This window comes from Sphingobacterium lumbrici (genome assembly GCF_006476045.1).
GTDB classification, from domain to species: Bacteria; Bacteroidota; Bacteroidia; order Sphingobacteriales; family Sphingobacteriaceae; genus Sphingobacterium; species Sphingobacterium lumbrici.
In genome coordinates this window covers 96065-110341 of sequence record NZ_SRZY01000028.1, presented here as the reverse complement: position 1 = coordinate 110341, position 14277 = coordinate 96065, and the positions used below count along the sequence as shown (strand labels likewise).

Below are 14277 nucleotides of genomic sequence, written 5' to 3'. Positions count from 1 at the left end.
ACTTAATTTTTCTCAGGCAGAATATTTTTTGCCTGCACATCTCAATACTTAATACGAGCTACTCTATACTAATTTAAGCCCCTACATTTACTAAATCAGCAAACACTCCCGCTGCAGTGACTTCTGCACCTGCACCGGGGCCTTTTACCACCAATGGTCTTTCTTTATAACGTTCGGTCGTAAACGAGATGATATTATCAGATCCCGACAAAGCGTAGAATGGATGTGTCTCACCCACCATCTGCATCGAAATACTCACCTTCCCGTTTTCCAGTTTTCCAATATAGCGAATAACTTTATTTTCTTGAAGTGCCTGATTTTTCAAATCATTAAAATACTGCTCTGCCTTCAACAGTTCAGCATAGAAATCATCTACCGAAGTCGCTTTAAGACAAGCCTCGGGCAAAATATTCCCTAGATCAACATCACTTGGTTCAATGACATTTCCAGCATCCCTGGCAAGGATCAGCATCTTGCGCATAAAATCAACGCCACCTAAATCATCTCGCGGATCAGGTTCGGTATAGCCAAGCTCCTGTGCCTTTTTAACCACATCATAGAACGAAGCATCACCCGTGAAATTATTAAAAATATACGATATCGTCCCCGAAAGAATGGCCTCAATTTTTAACAGTCTATCGCCACTCAACATCAAGTCTTTTAGTACACGTACAATTGGCAACCCTGCTCCGACATTCGTTTCGTAGAAAAAATCTACTCCGTGTCTTCGGGCTGTATCATGCAACAGCTTATATTGCGCATAATCGCCGGAATTAGCAATCTTATTACAAGTGACAATGGATATATTGGCTTTAAAAATCTCCTCATAATATGTCGAAGGCAGTTTACTTGCTGTATTGTCGATGAACACACAATTTGGTAAATCCATTTCCTTCATACGCTCAATAAATGTAGATAAATCTGAGATTTCGCCCTCTGATTCCAATGTATCCTTCCAGGTTGCCAAATCAATTCCATCCACATCAAATAACATTTTCCGGGAATTGGATACGCCAGCGACTTTAATTTCAAGATCATTGCTCTCTAAAAGAAAATCGTGCTGCTCATGCAGCTGTTTGAATAATGTAGCACCGATATTGCCCGTCCCAAGATTAAAAACATATAATGTTTTTTTCAGTTCTGCAAAGAAAGCATCATGCACAGCATTCAACGCTTTGGCCAGATTGTCCTTCTTAATAATAACTGAGATATTAAATTCAGAAGACCCTTGTGCTATCGCCCGAACATTGATTCCATTACGTCCCAAAGCATAAAACAATCTCCCCGACATGCCAGGTGTACGCTTCATATTCTCTCCTACAACAGCAAGAACAGAAAGGTTCTCTTCAATTTCAGGTAAATCCAACTTATTCGCTTCTAATTCCAGTTCGAATTCATCCCTTATTAACACTACCGCCTTCTGCGCATCATTGGGATGTACTGCAAACGTGATACTGTGTTCGGATGATGATTGGGTAATTAAAACAACATTGATCTGTTCTCGGGCTAATAAAGTAAATAATCTTCCGCTAAAGCCTGACTTCCCGATCATGCCACTGCCAGATAAATTAATCACCGAAATATCCGAAATGGAGGAAATACCTTTGATAGGATAATCCGATTTCCCGGAATCAAATTGTATTACAGTACCCCCGAACTCCGGTTCAAAAGTATTACGGATTACAATTGGAATTTTCTTTAAAAATGCGGGAATCATTGTGGGTGGATAAATGACTTTAGCCCCAAAATAAGAAAGTTCCATCGCCTCTGTATACGACAAAACAGGAAGAGAAAATGCCTTTTTTACAATTTTTGGATCAGCAGTCAACATCCCATTCACATCTGTCCATATTTCTATCGTACTTGCATTCAGGATCGAACCAAATATAGCTGCCGTATAATCAGATCCACCTCGTCCCAAAGTAGTTACCCTACCCTTTTCGTTTGAACCTATAAACCCCGTTACAAATAACAATTTATCAACATGTGTATGCGCCAACGCTTGCACCAATTGATTTGTCAATCCTTCATTCACCTGTGCATGTCCAAAATTTGAATCGGTCTTAATATAATGAGAAGCATCTATAAAGGTTGATTCGGCAATATATTGTTCCATTATTTTGGAAACCATATAATTGGAAAAACGCTCTCCAAAGGAAACTATTAAATCCCTACTTTGATGACTTAGTTCTTTAAGTGCAGCAACACCCTGTAGAATCTCGTCAAGTTCATTGATAAGTAGTTTTAACTTGGTAAAAACAGGATTCTGAAATTTTACAGCAATTAGTTTCCTGACAACATCGAAGTGGCGCTCTTCCAATAATTTTAAATCGGATTCAAACTCCTTTTTTTCTGCAGCATGCTCCGCCATAGCTGTTAGCAGATTAGTAACACCAGACATAGCAGACAAAACGACTAAAGGCTTTTCTCCGGCATCGTATGACCCCTTGACGATATCCAAAACCGCCTTTATGCTCTCTACCGAACCGACTGATGTTCCTCCAAATTTTAAGACTTTCATTATTTAATATATTATGTTTAGTTTGTTTTTTTTATATAAAAAAAAAGACCTTCCCGAATGGAGGAAGGTCTTTCTGATATTTACTGTACACTTTTTAGAACAACAGATTTACCTCCTCCGAAAATTATAGCCGGTGGTAATAATAATTGTTGAAATAATCGTGTTAAATCGCATACGTATTTATAAATCTTTCATAAAGATAAGTATTTTGTTTTCAAAAACACAAATATTTTTTAAAAAAATGCGACTTTACCAATTATACAATCCATAGGGATTAAAAATTTATTTACCATACTAAAATAAAAAAGTGATGATAACAATTAAGATTTTGCATTGCTAATCAATCTAATAAAATGCCACAAGTGTTAAAAGTATGTTAAAAAAAGATCAAATTAGTTGCGTAGTATAAAGAGATGTGGTATCTTCGCTACTGTTGATGCACGAAATACAATACACCAACACTTTGAGTTGTAAAAATTATAGCGATTAAATGAAAACAAAGAAACTAGTAGCAGGAATGCTCTTCATAGGCTTATGTCTAGTGTCGCAAGCACAAACAACGAACAAAAACAAAAGCACATCTGATCCAGATAACTTAGCTAAAGAATACTTTTCTCAAATTATGGGAGTCGCGGTTTCAGCAACTACGAATACCAAACTTTATCAATTTGTCTACGAATGGCTAGGCACTCCGTACCGATTAGGGGGTGACTCAAAAAGAGGTATCGATTGTTCAAAGTTCTCCCTTGCCCTTTATGAGAATGTATTCAATACAACAATAGGCTACAACAGCCGTAACCAATATGCAAATGTAACTCCTATACGTAAAAATGATTTGCAAGCCGGTGATTTAGTTTTCTTTAAGATTAGAAGTAAAAGTATTACACATGTCGGAGTTTATTTAGGCGATGATAAATTTGCACACGCTTCTTCAAGCAAAGGTGTAATGGTAAGTAACCTGAACGAACCTTATTGGAGCCGTTATTATTACAATGGCGGACGCCCTAAGACAGCTGATGAAGACCGCATCATGACGGCTGATATCAATACAAATAACGAAAACAATCTAAACTAGTCTTATACGTTAATTTAGATTGCAAAAAGTCCGAATGCTATACGCATTCGGACTTTTTTTATTTGGTTAATTCAGATTGCTTGATCCTTACGTTTGTCAATACAAAGCATTTTATCTAAATTTACATGGATAAGAAATGGATATGTCGACTAAAAAAACATTAATACTAAATAAGGAACAGATTAAGCAAAAATCAAGACGCATTGCCTATCAAATTCTGGAAGACAACTTTGAAGAAAAAGCTCTTGTTTTAGTAGGGATTGCAGACAGAGGATATGTCTTTGCTCAAAGACTACAACACATTCTTATGGAGATAGCTCCTACAAAAGAGATTCAACTTATTAAAGTTACTATTGAAAAAAACAAACGTAATTTAGAAGCAGCTACAGATACTCCTATAGATATTGCTAAAAATAGCGTAGTGATTATTGTAGATGATGTATTGAATAGTGGTCGGACATTGGCTTACGCACTCGGAGTATTCATCAATGTACCCCTAAAAAAGATGCGTACGGCAGTTTTAATTGACAGAAGTCACCATATATTCCCTATATTCAGCGATTACTATGGCACTAAGCTATCCACTATATTAAAAGAACATGTAGAAGTAGTATTAGAAGAGTTTGATAAAGAAGCAGATGCAGTATGGCTTTCCTAATCGCATCTGCTTCTTTTTTATCCCCTCTTTATTTTCAATTTCATCCCAGGCTTAATAAGTGAGCTCTTTAGATTATTATCGGCTTTGAGTTTGGAAACCGTTACCCCTTTATATTGACTGGCTATTCTATCTAATGAATCTCCCTTCTTTACAGTATAAACAATTGTAGTAGTAGCTGATTTTACGTTTTTAGCCAATGTAGAATTAACCGGTTTCTGAACAATCAATGTTCTGCCTGAGATAGAACTCTGTGCAGATAGCCCATTCCATGCCCGTAAATTCTGAATAGAAACACCAATTTTTTTCGAAACAACAGCTAGCGATTCGCCACGCTTTACTTTATACCTTTTTTCATCAACATTGGCAAGATTGAAATTACTGACACCATTATTAACAGGAGCCGACAAGGAGGATGGCACATTCAATGCCAAATACAACAAGCTGTCATTGGTATTTTCAGTAATGGGTAAAAGAAGTCTTTTAGGCTTTTCAACCGTCCCATTTACAATCCCTCTTTTATAGGAAGGATTAAATTTCTTAATCTGCTCCAATGGTACATTTACAGCTGATGCTATATGAGTCAAGTCTACCTGCTTATCTACCATCAATACTTTACTTTCCAGATCCAAATCAGTTTCCGTTGGTACCAATCCATAATAATCAGCATTACTGAGTACGTATGTCATGGCGATATACTTAGGTATATAATTTTGGGTTTCTTGCGGAAGATATGGCGAAAGCTCCCAAAAACTTGGTGCGATCATACCGGAGCGTTGAATTGCACGCGATACACATCCTCTCCCACAATTGTAGGAGGCCAGTGCTAATAACCAATCTCCAAACTGATCATGCGCTTCTTTGAGATATTGTGTCACCGCATAGCTAGATACATACAAATCTTTACGTTCATCCACATAATTATTCATATCCAGGTTGTAAGACTTAGCCGTAGCATACATAAATTGCCAAGGACCGACTGCACCAGATCTGGACACCAAATGTGGATCCAACGAAGATTCCATCACTGAAAGATATTTTATCTCTTCAGGCAGTCCCATTTCATCAAATACCTGTTCATAAATTGGGAAAAAGTGTTTACTTAATCCCAATAATTTATTCATGTATGGACGGTAATTTTTTGATGTATATTTATCGATAAGGGATCTCACCTGTGAATTATAATCCAAAGGAATGATGTTGGCAGTTACGTTTAGACGTTTGAGAATCCCTACATCCTCTGATCCATTCCCTGTATTCGGATCGATAAATTCCCGTATAGAATCCAATTTAGAAAAAATCTGTTGCTGATGTATTTCAATAAATTCAATCATGGAATTTTGGATTCCGGCCTTATGATCCTCAAGTGAGATCTCTTGAGCTACAACCTGCGAACAGGAAATCCCCAAACTTAAGAAAAACAGCACACTGCATTTTATCATACTTTCGGTATTAAGTAAAAGCCTTCATGATGTAAGTAATACCAACAAACGAAGAAAGCCTATTGAAGATTCTTTCTGACCATTGGACACACACAAAGTCATAAAAAATAAAAGAGTTTCATTAAGTCTTTAGCTTAATGAAACTCTCAAACGATCAATACGATATTTTATTGATTGTTAGTTTTTTCATTAGTATCTCGCGTATCTGTATTAGTGGTATCGTCATCCTTTTGTCCGTCCTTGAACTCTTTAACGCCACGCCCCAATCCACGCATCAATTCCGGTATTTTTTTACCTCCAAATAATAGAAGTACGATGATAAGAATAATAATGATCTCTTGTGCTCCCAATCCAAATAATAATAATCCTGCTGTGTACATATCTTAATTTTCTAGCTCACTTAACGTGAGTACTTTCACAAATATAACGACTAATTTCTATAAATTATAATTTTAACGAGCAAGCCATGAAGAAGGATCGAATTCCTGTTGTCCTCGTGACAAACCGAAATTCACTAACGAATAACCTAAATCCACATCAGAATCAGCAGTACCTATTTGTTGACCGCGACTTACTTTTTGACCTCTTTTTACGGAAACGGAAGCTAAATTAGAGTAAAAGCTAAAATATTCTCCATGTTTAATGACGACTACTCCTGAGAATGCCTGAACGACCTCCCCGTCAAAAACTGCTTTAACAGCGGCATTTGTAGACGTACGGATCGCAATATCGGGTTCGAAAATAGGCACCCCTTCTACAGTACGCTTTCCGTATGCTCTAACGATATTACCTTGAGCCACCGGCCAAGGAAGACGGCCTCTGTTCGACTGAAAATCAGCAGATAATTTCGCAGCCTCTGGTGTAGATCTCAATATTTCGCTATCCGATTTTTTAGGCGTAGCTTTCTCAATTTCGGCTATAGTCTTTCCGGTACGCTTCGCTTCCTCCTCAGCTGCTTTCTTACGTGCAGCCTCTGCTTTTTGTCTTTCTTCCGCTATTTCGCGTGCGATGGCCGATTTGATTGCCGCATCAATACGTTTCTTTTCCTGTTGTTTTTTTGACAACTCACCTTTGTATGAACGCTCCTCTTTAGCCAATTGATTTAACTCACGAGCATGAGCCGAGCGGTCTTTTGCAATCTTGTCACGCTCCACCCGTTGTTCGGCAAGCAGTGTATTTTGAGTTTTCCTATCTCGCTCCAATTGTGCAATCTTCAATTCGATTTGCTTCTGTGTCTCTTCAATTTCCGTGGCTTTGATTTTTCGTGCATCGCTAAATTGTTGCAGATACTTTATGCGTTTAAAAGCCTGATTAAAATCTTTAGCAGCAAAGATGAACATCATTTTATTATAAGCGTTCTTATTACGAAAAGCAAACATGACCATCTTTTCGTAATCCCGCCGCATCTTCTCCAGCTCCGCTTTTAATCCGTTTACCGCCTTAGTATTAGCAGAAATCTGGTTATTGATAAGACGTAACTCACTGTTGATCGTGCTAATCTTATCTTCCCGAAGATCTAACTGTTTACTTAGGGCATTTACCTCACGTTGTGAAAGGATCTTTTCTTGCGTTTTCTCACGCAAAATCTGATTCAATTGCGCGATCTCCGCATCAATTTTTTCACGCTGCTTTTTCAGTTCTGCGGAACTTTGAGCTAAGGCTACATTTCCGCAAATAAATATAATGACTATACTAAACAGTATTTTTTTAAAATCCATGAAGGGGCAATTTCTTTATTCGAGTTCTCCAAACTTCCAAAAATAATCATATCTACCTTTCCTGCCTAATAAAACTACCGATTTAACAGCTTTTCTATTAATTTATTACTTTATATCGAGCAGGAGCGGTAAAAGGAGTCTCAATAGATTGATTAAATTCTACTTTATCATATTCTAATAACGCATCCAATTTTACTGTTTGAGCATTTAATTTCAGCTGCTGAGTTTGCGGGAACTCATATCCCTCAATAGACACAAATCGCCCATAGACAGCTTCGAGATTCCCATGGGATCCGATCATATTCAACCGAAAGACTTTGGGTCTGTCATTTTGGTTCAGGCTATAATGAAAAGCAAGATTGTCTTTTACACCGATGAGCTGCACCTCATCTTCACTACTCGCTACAGTTAAACTTTCTGTTTTTAGTAAAGGCATCGAAACATTTGCCAGCAGTAGATCTTGAAGTGTAGAAAAAGTGACACCTTCTGTAACATACCTATATATATAGTTAAAAGGTTTGACAATATATTCCCCTTGCAACTTATTCAATATCTTCACACTATCCGGGGTGATCAATACACGGGCAACCTCAATTCCCAATAAAGCCGTTACAGAGATCCAGATGGTTCTATCCCGCTGAACACGAATGTTCAAGGTAACATCCTGATTGGAATCTCCGAATACCACTTTAGTCTTTGCTTTGCCTGCAAACGTATGAAAATCTAAATTATTCAGCGTATAATTGGTATTTGAAACTATTTTGGTCTCAGCCCTACTCTTATCAACTTTGGTTATCTTTTTCTTGGTGCCACAAGCGAACAAAATCGTAAGACACAAAAATCCGATCATCCATTTATTCCACATATCTCTTTTCTCTTATTTTTAGCTTTACTTTATCACTGTCCATTCCCGTATCCGCAGCCAATGTTAATGCCTTTTCCCACTGTTTGACAGCCTCTTTTATATTTCCGACCTTACTTAGTATATCACCGTAATGTTCATAAAGAACGGCCGAAGGGTTTTGAGACTTCATTGCTTTTTCGATCCAAAGCAAAGCATCTTTATAATTCCCCTGTTGAAACAATACCCAAGCATAGGTATCCTGAAAAGTTGAAGAGCTGGGTTCGATCTCATTTGACAGCTTCGAATATTTAGCTGCTTTGTCCAAATTCTTCTTCCTCAAAGACAGATAATATGCAAAATTATTCATCGCTGAGACATTTGTACTATCCAATCGAATAGCTTCTTCATACGCTACATCAGACGCTGCTTCCATTTTCAGTTGATGGTATAGGTCGCCTAATGATGCGTAGATAATAGATTGCAGGTAAGTGTTATCGTTCAGACTATTATCTAAAGCAAATTCTAACATCTTACGTGAACTATCAAAATCCTCCTTTACCATATAAGCTAACCCGGTAAAATACATCAGCATCGCATTTCCCGGATTGACATTTAAGGCTTCCATACCATGCTGTACTGCGAGATCAGCCTCATTCAATCCTAAATCAGTATTAATAAGCATACGCCAGGCATCGAGATGTTTGGGATTAATACCTACTGCGGTCAAAAACAACGAACGTGCTTCCTGTGCATTTCCTCTACGCCACAGGATTTCCCCCTTTAACACATGACTATCGGCTATACGGGGATGCCGCAATACCAACTCATTTGCCAGAAGCTGTATTTGATCCACTGAAAATTCAGGGTTCTTTGGCGATATCAACGTAAGTAATACCCGGTGTTTATCCAAAAAATCCACCTTATCTGATTTAAACGCTAGCATCAGGGCATCAAAGGCCAATTTATCCTTTTTTGATGCCTTTTGAGCGTCTGCCAGATCCAGAAATAAGATAGGATCATTCGACTCATCAATTCCCTGCTGAATAATAGCTATCGCTTGTTTCGGATTGTTCTCTTGGAGATAGATAAACCCCAATGTGCTATACACCTGTCTTATTTTGGATTTACCGCTCCATAGATTTAAAAGCCGCTTCGCTTCTTCGTTTCTTTTTAGATCAACCAGTATTTCAGCTTTTATCACATCCAATGTATCCGATGACGGCACATTTGCAGTCAGCTCGTCATATACAGCCAATGCGTCCTGTGATTGTCCTGCATTATGCAAAGTCATGATAAGCTCCCTGGAAATAGCTGAATCGTTGGGATTTTCGGCACGCAAATCTCTCAGCAGTTGGATTGCCGCCGACATATCATCGTTTGTTTTGTACAGCTCCAGTAAAAAATTAGCATACACTAAATTAGGCTCATTGGCATAAGCCAGTTTTGCATTGTCAATGGCTAAATCAAAATTCCGGGTTTGACCATATAATAATGCTTTAGCATAATAGACTTCGGCAGCCTCAGGGTACTGCGAAGTGATTTGATCTAAATCTTGAATAGCACCACCAAAATCACCAACCCTTAACTTATTCTCAACCTCATTAAGTTGATTTCTATACGGCTTAACTTGCTCTTGACCTACCGTAACCGTTAAAAACACCCCACAACACAAACAGGTTAGCAGGAAGCGTAATATATAACTTTTAGCTATTTTATGCATTAAATATCAAATATTCGTTTCTACTAAGGTACATTATTGCCTTCAAATAAACGACAGCTATAAGCCACAAAAGTTTAAAATAAAAAATCCTAAATATTGTTAAACACAAAAAAGCAAAATACGCTTGATTATTTTCAAATAAAAATGTACCTTTGCAGTCCAATTGTAGTGATTACAAGCGGACGATAAATAGTATTAATTAATTAAATAAAAGCAAGTGAATACGTTAAGTTACAAAACTGTCTCTGCCAACAAGAACACCGTTAACAAAGAGTGGATTGTTGTTGACGCTGAGGGCGAGATCTTGGGGCGCTTGGCCAGCGAAATTGCAAAAGTAATTCGTGGCAAACACAAGCCGACATTTACCCCACACGTAGACTGCGGTGATAACGTGATCGTTATTAATGCAGACAAAATTAAGTTGACAGGAAACAAATTAGGCGACAAAGTATATGTTCGCTACACGGGCTACCCAGGTGGTCAGCGTTTTGTTTCTCCAAAAGAATTATTGGCTAAACACCCTGAGCGCATCATTGAGAAAGCGGTTCGCGGGATGCTTCCTAAAAATCGTTTAGGACGTCAGTTATTTAGAAACCTTTTTGTTTATGCCGGTTCAGAGCACAAGCATGAGGCACAAAATCCAAAACCAGTTAAATTTTAAGGAGATCAACCATGTCAACAACTAATACTTCAGGAAGAAGAAAAACCGCTGTTGCCCGTATCTACTTAGGTGCTGGTAGCGGAAACATTACCGTAAATGGTAAAGATTACAAAGAATATTTCCCAACATTGCCTTTGCAATACATCGTTACACAATCATTAGCTGTATCGGAGTCATTAGCAAGTTTTGATGTGAAAGTTAACGTTCATGGTGGTGGCGTTAAAGGTCAGGCAGAAGCTGTACGTTTAGCAATTGCTAAAGCGTTAGTAGAGCTTGACCCAGAAGCAAAACCAGCATTACGTGCGAAAGGTTTAATGACACGTGACAGCCGCATGGTTGAACGTAAGAAACCAGGACGTCGTAAAGCACGTAGAAGATTCCAATTCAGTAAACGTTAATCAAAGGAGGATCAAAAAATGGCAAGAACAACTTATCAAGATTTATTGGATGCAGGTGTGCACTTTGGTCACCTTACACGTAAATGGGATCCGAAAATGGCTAAGTACATTTTCATGGAACGCAACGGTATCCACATTATTGACTTGAACAAAACGCTTACGAAATTAGAAGAAGCTTCTTCAGCTATCAAACAAATCGTAAAATCAGGTCGTAAAGTTTTATTCGTAGCTACGAAAAAACAAGCTAAAGAAATCATCGCTCAACAAGCTAGAACGGTAAATATGCCGTATGTAACTGAGCGTTGGTTAGGTGGTATGCTTACAAACTTCGCAACAGTGCGTAAGTCCATCAAAAAAATGTCTAACATCGACAAAATGCAAAAAGATGGTACATACGATGTATTATCTAAAAAAGAAAAATTGATGATTCAACGCGAGCGTATTAAGTTAGAAACACTTTTGGGTGGTATCGCTGACTTAAACCGTCTGCCTGCAGCTTTATTCATCATCGATGTGAAAAAAGAACACATCGCTGTCGCTGAAGCTATTAAATTGAACATCCCTACATTTGCGATGGTAGATACAAACTCTGACCCTACTAATATCGATTTCCCTATCCCTGCTAATGATGATGCAACAAAATCTATCAGCTTAATCGCAGGAATCATCGGACAAGCGATACAAGAAGGTTTAGACGAACGTAAACGCGACAAAGAAGAAGATGCGGAAAAAGAAGCAGCAGCAGCAAAAGCAGCTGTAGACAACGGTGATGAAGCTACTACTGAAGCTAACGCTGGAAAACGCACTCGTAAAGCAAAAGACGTAGAATAATATTCTATATTAAGCCGGAATGACAAGTGTTGGTTTCTGGAAGAATTGCTTCCTTAGCCTATCGTGTCTTTCCGGTTTTTTTCTGAAAGTGCCTGTAATCAATGGCTATCAAGAACCTTCATGAGAGTTTCATAACTATTGGTGTTAGCCACTCTCGAAGTGTTTTATTAAAAATTAACAAAGGCTTCATATACTATACGGCCGTTGTTAATGTATCAATTGTAATTTTATAAAAAAGAAAAATATCATGTCAGTACAAATTTCTGCATCAGATGTAAACAAATTGCGTCAACAAACAGGCGCAGGTATGATGGATTGTAAAAAAGCATTAGTAGAAGCTAATGGTGATTTCGAAGCTGCTGTTGATTACTTGCGTAAAAAAGGAGCTAAAGTAGCAGCAAGCCGTCAAGACCGTGATTCTAATGAAGGTGTAATTATCGCTAAAGCTGCAGCTGATGGCAAATCAGGTATCGTAGTGGAGGTAAACTGTGAAACTGACTTCGTAGCGAAAAATGCGGACTTCATTGCTTTTGCTGAATCAGTAGCTGACGTTGCTTTGGCTAATAAACCTGCTTCTTTAGACGACTTAAAAGCATTGGAAATCGGTGGCGCTAAAATTGCAGATCTTTTGATCGACCAAACTGGTAAAATCGGTGAGAAAATCGAAGTTTCGAAATATGAAACTGTATCTGCCGAGAAAGTGGTTGCTTATATCCACGCTAATTACCGTTTAGGTGTATTGGTAGGTCTATCTGCTGATGCTGAAGGTGTTGAAGAAGCTGGTAAAGATGTGGCTATGCAAATCGCAGCGATGAATCCTATCGCTATCGATAAAGACGGTGTAGACCAACACACTATTGACCGTGAGATTGCTATCGCTAAAGAACAAATCATTGCCGAAGGAAAACCTGCTGAAATGGCAGAAAAAATTGCAGCTGGTAAATTGAACAAATTCTACAAAGAAACAACATTGTTAAATCAAGAATTTGTAAAAGATAGCTCTAAAAATATTTCTCAATTCTTAGATTCAGTATCTAAAGGGTTAACAGTTAATGCTTTCAAACGCGTACAATTAGGAGCGTAATTAGTATTAAGTAGTGAGTACTACGTGTTGAGTCTCAGTACCACTCGAATAAAACAGCCTGTTCATTAACTGAACAGGCTGTTTTTGTTTTATATCCCGTAAACTTTTTTGTATTTTGGCATAGAAGTAAATAACGACAAACCCGACATGTAAATAATATTGACACACAAGGCAATGATTTTACATCGAGCAATCATCAACCATTGAAAATAAATAGATGAAATATAAGCAGATAAACAACAATTCCATTAATCAAATCATGTTGATTCTGATTATTATATTGATCTGTATTTTAATTTTCAAGAATCTGTTGTATTATCTACCAGGCTTTCTTGGTGCTACTACCTTGTACATTCTATTCCGCAATGTTTATTTCAACCTCACGACACGACGAAAATGGAATAGGTCTATGGCCAGCTTATTTTTTATTGTATTATCTATTGTATTTATTGTACTACCCTTATGGGCAATTATTGATTATCTGGTTCCAAAACTCACGAGCTTTCTCGGCAACCAACAGGATATCATTGCCAAATTTAATACGCTAAAAATATATATGAGCGATAAGCCCATTTTAAAAGATATTGACCTCTCAAATGCAGCACTATTAGCCTCCTTACAAAGCCTTACCCGCTATATCCCGAGTGTACTCAATTCAGTAGCAGAAGTTGGTATAAATATTCTTGTAGCCCTATTCGTGCTCTATTTTATGCAAGTACACGCTAAAAGAATGGAAACCTATATTTATTCGGCAATTCCATTATCACGAAACAGCAAGAAAGAAATTTGGGCAGAAGTAAAATTAATGGTCAGATCCAATGCAATTGGAATCCCTATCTTAGGTCTTTGTCAAGGTCTGGTTGCCATGGCAGGCTATTGGTTTTTCGGTATAGAGAATTATATCCTTTGGGGGATACTGACCGGTGTATCGTCGATTATACCTGTACTTGGCACAATGACCGTATACGTTCCAATCTGTTTGGTTACATTAGCTTCAGGGCAAACTGCAAATGCTATTGGTCTTTCAATATACTGTTTTTTACTCGTAGGCGGCATAGATAACATCTTACGGTTCACCATTCTAAAACAACTGGGAAATGTACCTCCTTTGATTACTGTATTCGGCGTATTGTTGGGATTAAATATGTTTGGCATGTTAGGCCTTATCTTCGGTCCTTTAATACTCTCTTCCGTTGGTCTGCTTATCCGTGTCTATGCCAACGAATTTGGCCGATCGTATGTCTCAGAAAAGGAATTTACGGAATAAAGCGTACGACAGAATAACCTCCAAATATCAAAGCGCCGTCAATTGTGTTCTCCACTGTAAT

The 14277-nt window shown here is 37.9% G+C and carries 13 protein-coding genes; 7 read left to right on the top strand and 6 right to left on the bottom strand.

Features of this window, described 5'->3' with window-relative positions; all coding sequences use genetic code 11:
* Positions 1-73: 73 nt before the first annotated feature.
* Positions 74-2521 carry a bifunctional aspartate kinase/homoserine dehydrogenase I gene (thrA, locus tag E4F24_RS10115; RefSeq protein ID WP_140938580.1) on the bottom strand — a complete coding sequence of 816 codons (2448 nt, stop codon included), beginning with the start codon at positions 2519-2521 and terminating at the stop codon, positions 74-76.
* A 490-nt stretch (positions 2522-3011) separates the two neighbouring features.
* On the opposite strand from thrA, the gene E4F24_RS10110 reads away from it, so the two are divergent.
* Together E4F24_RS10110 and E4F24_RS10105 are read left to right on the top strand one after the other, a co-directional pair.
* Positions 3012-3596 (top strand): C40 family peptidase, encoded by a 585-nt coding sequence (locus E4F24_RS10110; protein ID WP_140938579.1) that lies wholly within the window; start codon positions 3012-3014, stop codon positions 3594-3596.
* Positions 3597-3738: 142 nt separating this feature from the next.
* Entirely contained in the window at positions 3739-4254 is a 516-nt protein-coding gene (locus E4F24_RS10105) for a phosphoribosyltransferase family protein (RefSeq protein WP_140938578.1), read from the top strand.
* Positions 4255-4271: 17 nt separating this feature from the next.
* Here E4F24_RS10105 and E4F24_RS10100 read toward each other — a convergent pair whose 3' ends face one another.
* From E4F24_RS10100 to E4F24_RS10080, 5 genes are all read right to left on the bottom strand, one after another.
* The gene (locus tag E4F24_RS10100; protein WP_140938577.1) at positions 4272-5693 is read right to left on the bottom strand and encodes a lytic transglycosylase domain-containing protein; all 1422 of its coding nucleotides are present in this window, start codon (positions 5691-5693) and stop codon (positions 4272-4274) included.
* 167 nt (positions 5694-5860) lie between these two features.
* Positions 5861-6073, bottom strand: a complete 213-nt coding sequence (gene tatA, locus E4F24_RS10095) for a twin-arginine translocase TatA/TatE family subunit (protein ID WP_140938576.1) — start codon at positions 6071-6073, stop codon at positions 5861-5863.
* Between the two features lie 72 nt (positions 6074-6145).
* Entirely contained in the window at positions 6146-7411 is a 1266-nt protein-coding gene (locus E4F24_RS10090; protein ID WP_140938575.1) for a murein hydrolase activator EnvC family protein, read from the bottom strand.
* A 97-nt stretch (positions 7412-7508) separates the two neighbouring features.
* On the bottom strand, positions 7509-8276 hold the full coding sequence (locus tag E4F24_RS10085) for a lipoprotein insertase outer membrane protein LolB1 (RefSeq protein WP_140938574.1): 768 nt from the start codon (positions 8274-8276) through the stop codon (positions 7509-7511).
* Complete coding sequence (locus E4F24_RS10080; protein WP_140938573.1) at positions 8266-9975, bottom strand: tetratricopeptide repeat protein; 1710 nt, start codon at positions 9973-9975, stop codon at positions 8266-8268. The genes E4F24_RS10085 and E4F24_RS10080 overlap by 11 nt, the downstream gene beginning before the upstream one ends.
* Before the next feature lie 217 nt (positions 9976-10192).
* Between E4F24_RS10080 and rplM the strand changes: the two genes are divergently transcribed.
* The 5 genes from rplM to E4F24_RS10055 all read left to right on the top strand — a co-directional run bounded on the left by rplM (position 10193) and on the right by E4F24_RS10055 (position 14216).
* Entirely contained in the window at positions 10193-10636 is a 444-nt protein-coding gene (gene rplM, locus E4F24_RS10075) for a 50S ribosomal protein L13 (protein WP_136901040.1), read from the top strand.
* A gap of 11 nt (positions 10637-10647) precedes the next feature.
* Positions 10648-11034: a 30S ribosomal protein S9 gene (gene rpsI / locus E4F24_RS10070; protein WP_140938572.1), complete on the top strand. Its 387-nt coding sequence runs from the start codon at positions 10648-10650 to the stop codon at positions 11032-11034.
* A gap of 18 nt (positions 11035-11052) precedes the next feature.
* Entirely contained in the window at positions 11053-11865 is an 813-nt protein-coding gene (rpsB, locus tag E4F24_RS10065) for a 30S ribosomal protein S2 (protein WP_140938571.1), read from the top strand.
* 247 nt (positions 11866-12112) lie between these two features.
* The gene (tsf, locus tag E4F24_RS10060; protein ID WP_140938570.1) at positions 12113-12949 is read left to right on the top strand and encodes a translation elongation factor Ts; all 837 of its coding nucleotides are present in this window, start codon (positions 12113-12115) and stop codon (positions 12947-12949) included.
* 217 nt (positions 12950-13166) lie between these two features.
* Positions 13167-14216, top strand: a complete 1050-nt coding sequence (locus tag E4F24_RS10055; RefSeq protein WP_140938569.1) for an AI-2E family transporter — start codon at positions 13167-13169, stop codon at positions 14214-14216.
* Positions 14217-14277: the final 61 nt, after the last annotated feature.

Excerpts from the sequence above, each read along its gene's own strand:
- E4F24_RS10105 (WP_140938578.1), top strand. The coding sequence starts at position 3,739 with ATGTCGACTAAAAAAACATTAATACTAAATAAGGAACAGATTAAGCAA.
- E4F24_RS10080 (WP_140938573.1), bottom strand. The coding sequence starts at position 9,975 with ATGCATAAAATAGCTAAAAGTTATATATTACGCTTCCTGCTAACCTGT.
- tsf (WP_140938570.1), top strand. The coding sequence starts at position 12,113 with ATGTCAGTACAAATTTCTGCATCAGATGTAAACAAATTGCGTCAACAA.
- E4F24_RS10110 (WP_140938579.1), top strand. The coding sequence starts at position 3,012 with ATGAAAACAAAGAAACTAGTAGCAGGAATGCTCTTCATAGGCTTATGT.
- E4F24_RS10100 (WP_140938577.1), bottom strand. The coding sequence starts at position 5,693 with ATGATAAAATGCAGTGTGCTGTTTTTCTTAAGTTTGGGGATTTCCTGT.
- E4F24_RS10090 (WP_140938575.1), bottom strand. The coding sequence starts at position 7,411 with ATGGATTTTAAAAAAATACTGTTTAGTATAGTCATTATATTTATTTGC.
- E4F24_RS10055 (WP_140938569.1), top strand. The coding sequence starts at position 13,167 with ATGAAATATAAGCAGATAAACAACAATTCCATTAATCAAATCATGTTG.
- rpsB (WP_140938571.1), top strand. The coding sequence starts at position 11,053 with ATGGCAAGAACAACTTATCAAGATTTATTGGATGCAGGTGTGCACTTT.
- E4F24_RS10085 (WP_140938574.1), bottom strand. The coding sequence starts at position 8,276 with ATGTGGAATAAATGGATGATCGGATTTTTGTGTCTTACGATTTTGTTC.
- tatA (WP_140938576.1), bottom strand. The coding sequence starts at position 6,073 with ATGTACACAGCAGGATTATTATTATTTGGATTGGGAGCACAAGAGATC.
- thrA (WP_140938580.1), bottom strand. The coding sequence starts at position 2,521 with ATGAAAGTCTTAAAATTTGGAGGAACATCAGTCGGTTCGGTAGAGAGC.
- rpsI (WP_140938572.1), top strand. The coding sequence starts at position 10,648 with ATGTCAACAACTAATACTTCAGGAAGAAGAAAAACCGCTGTTGCCCGT.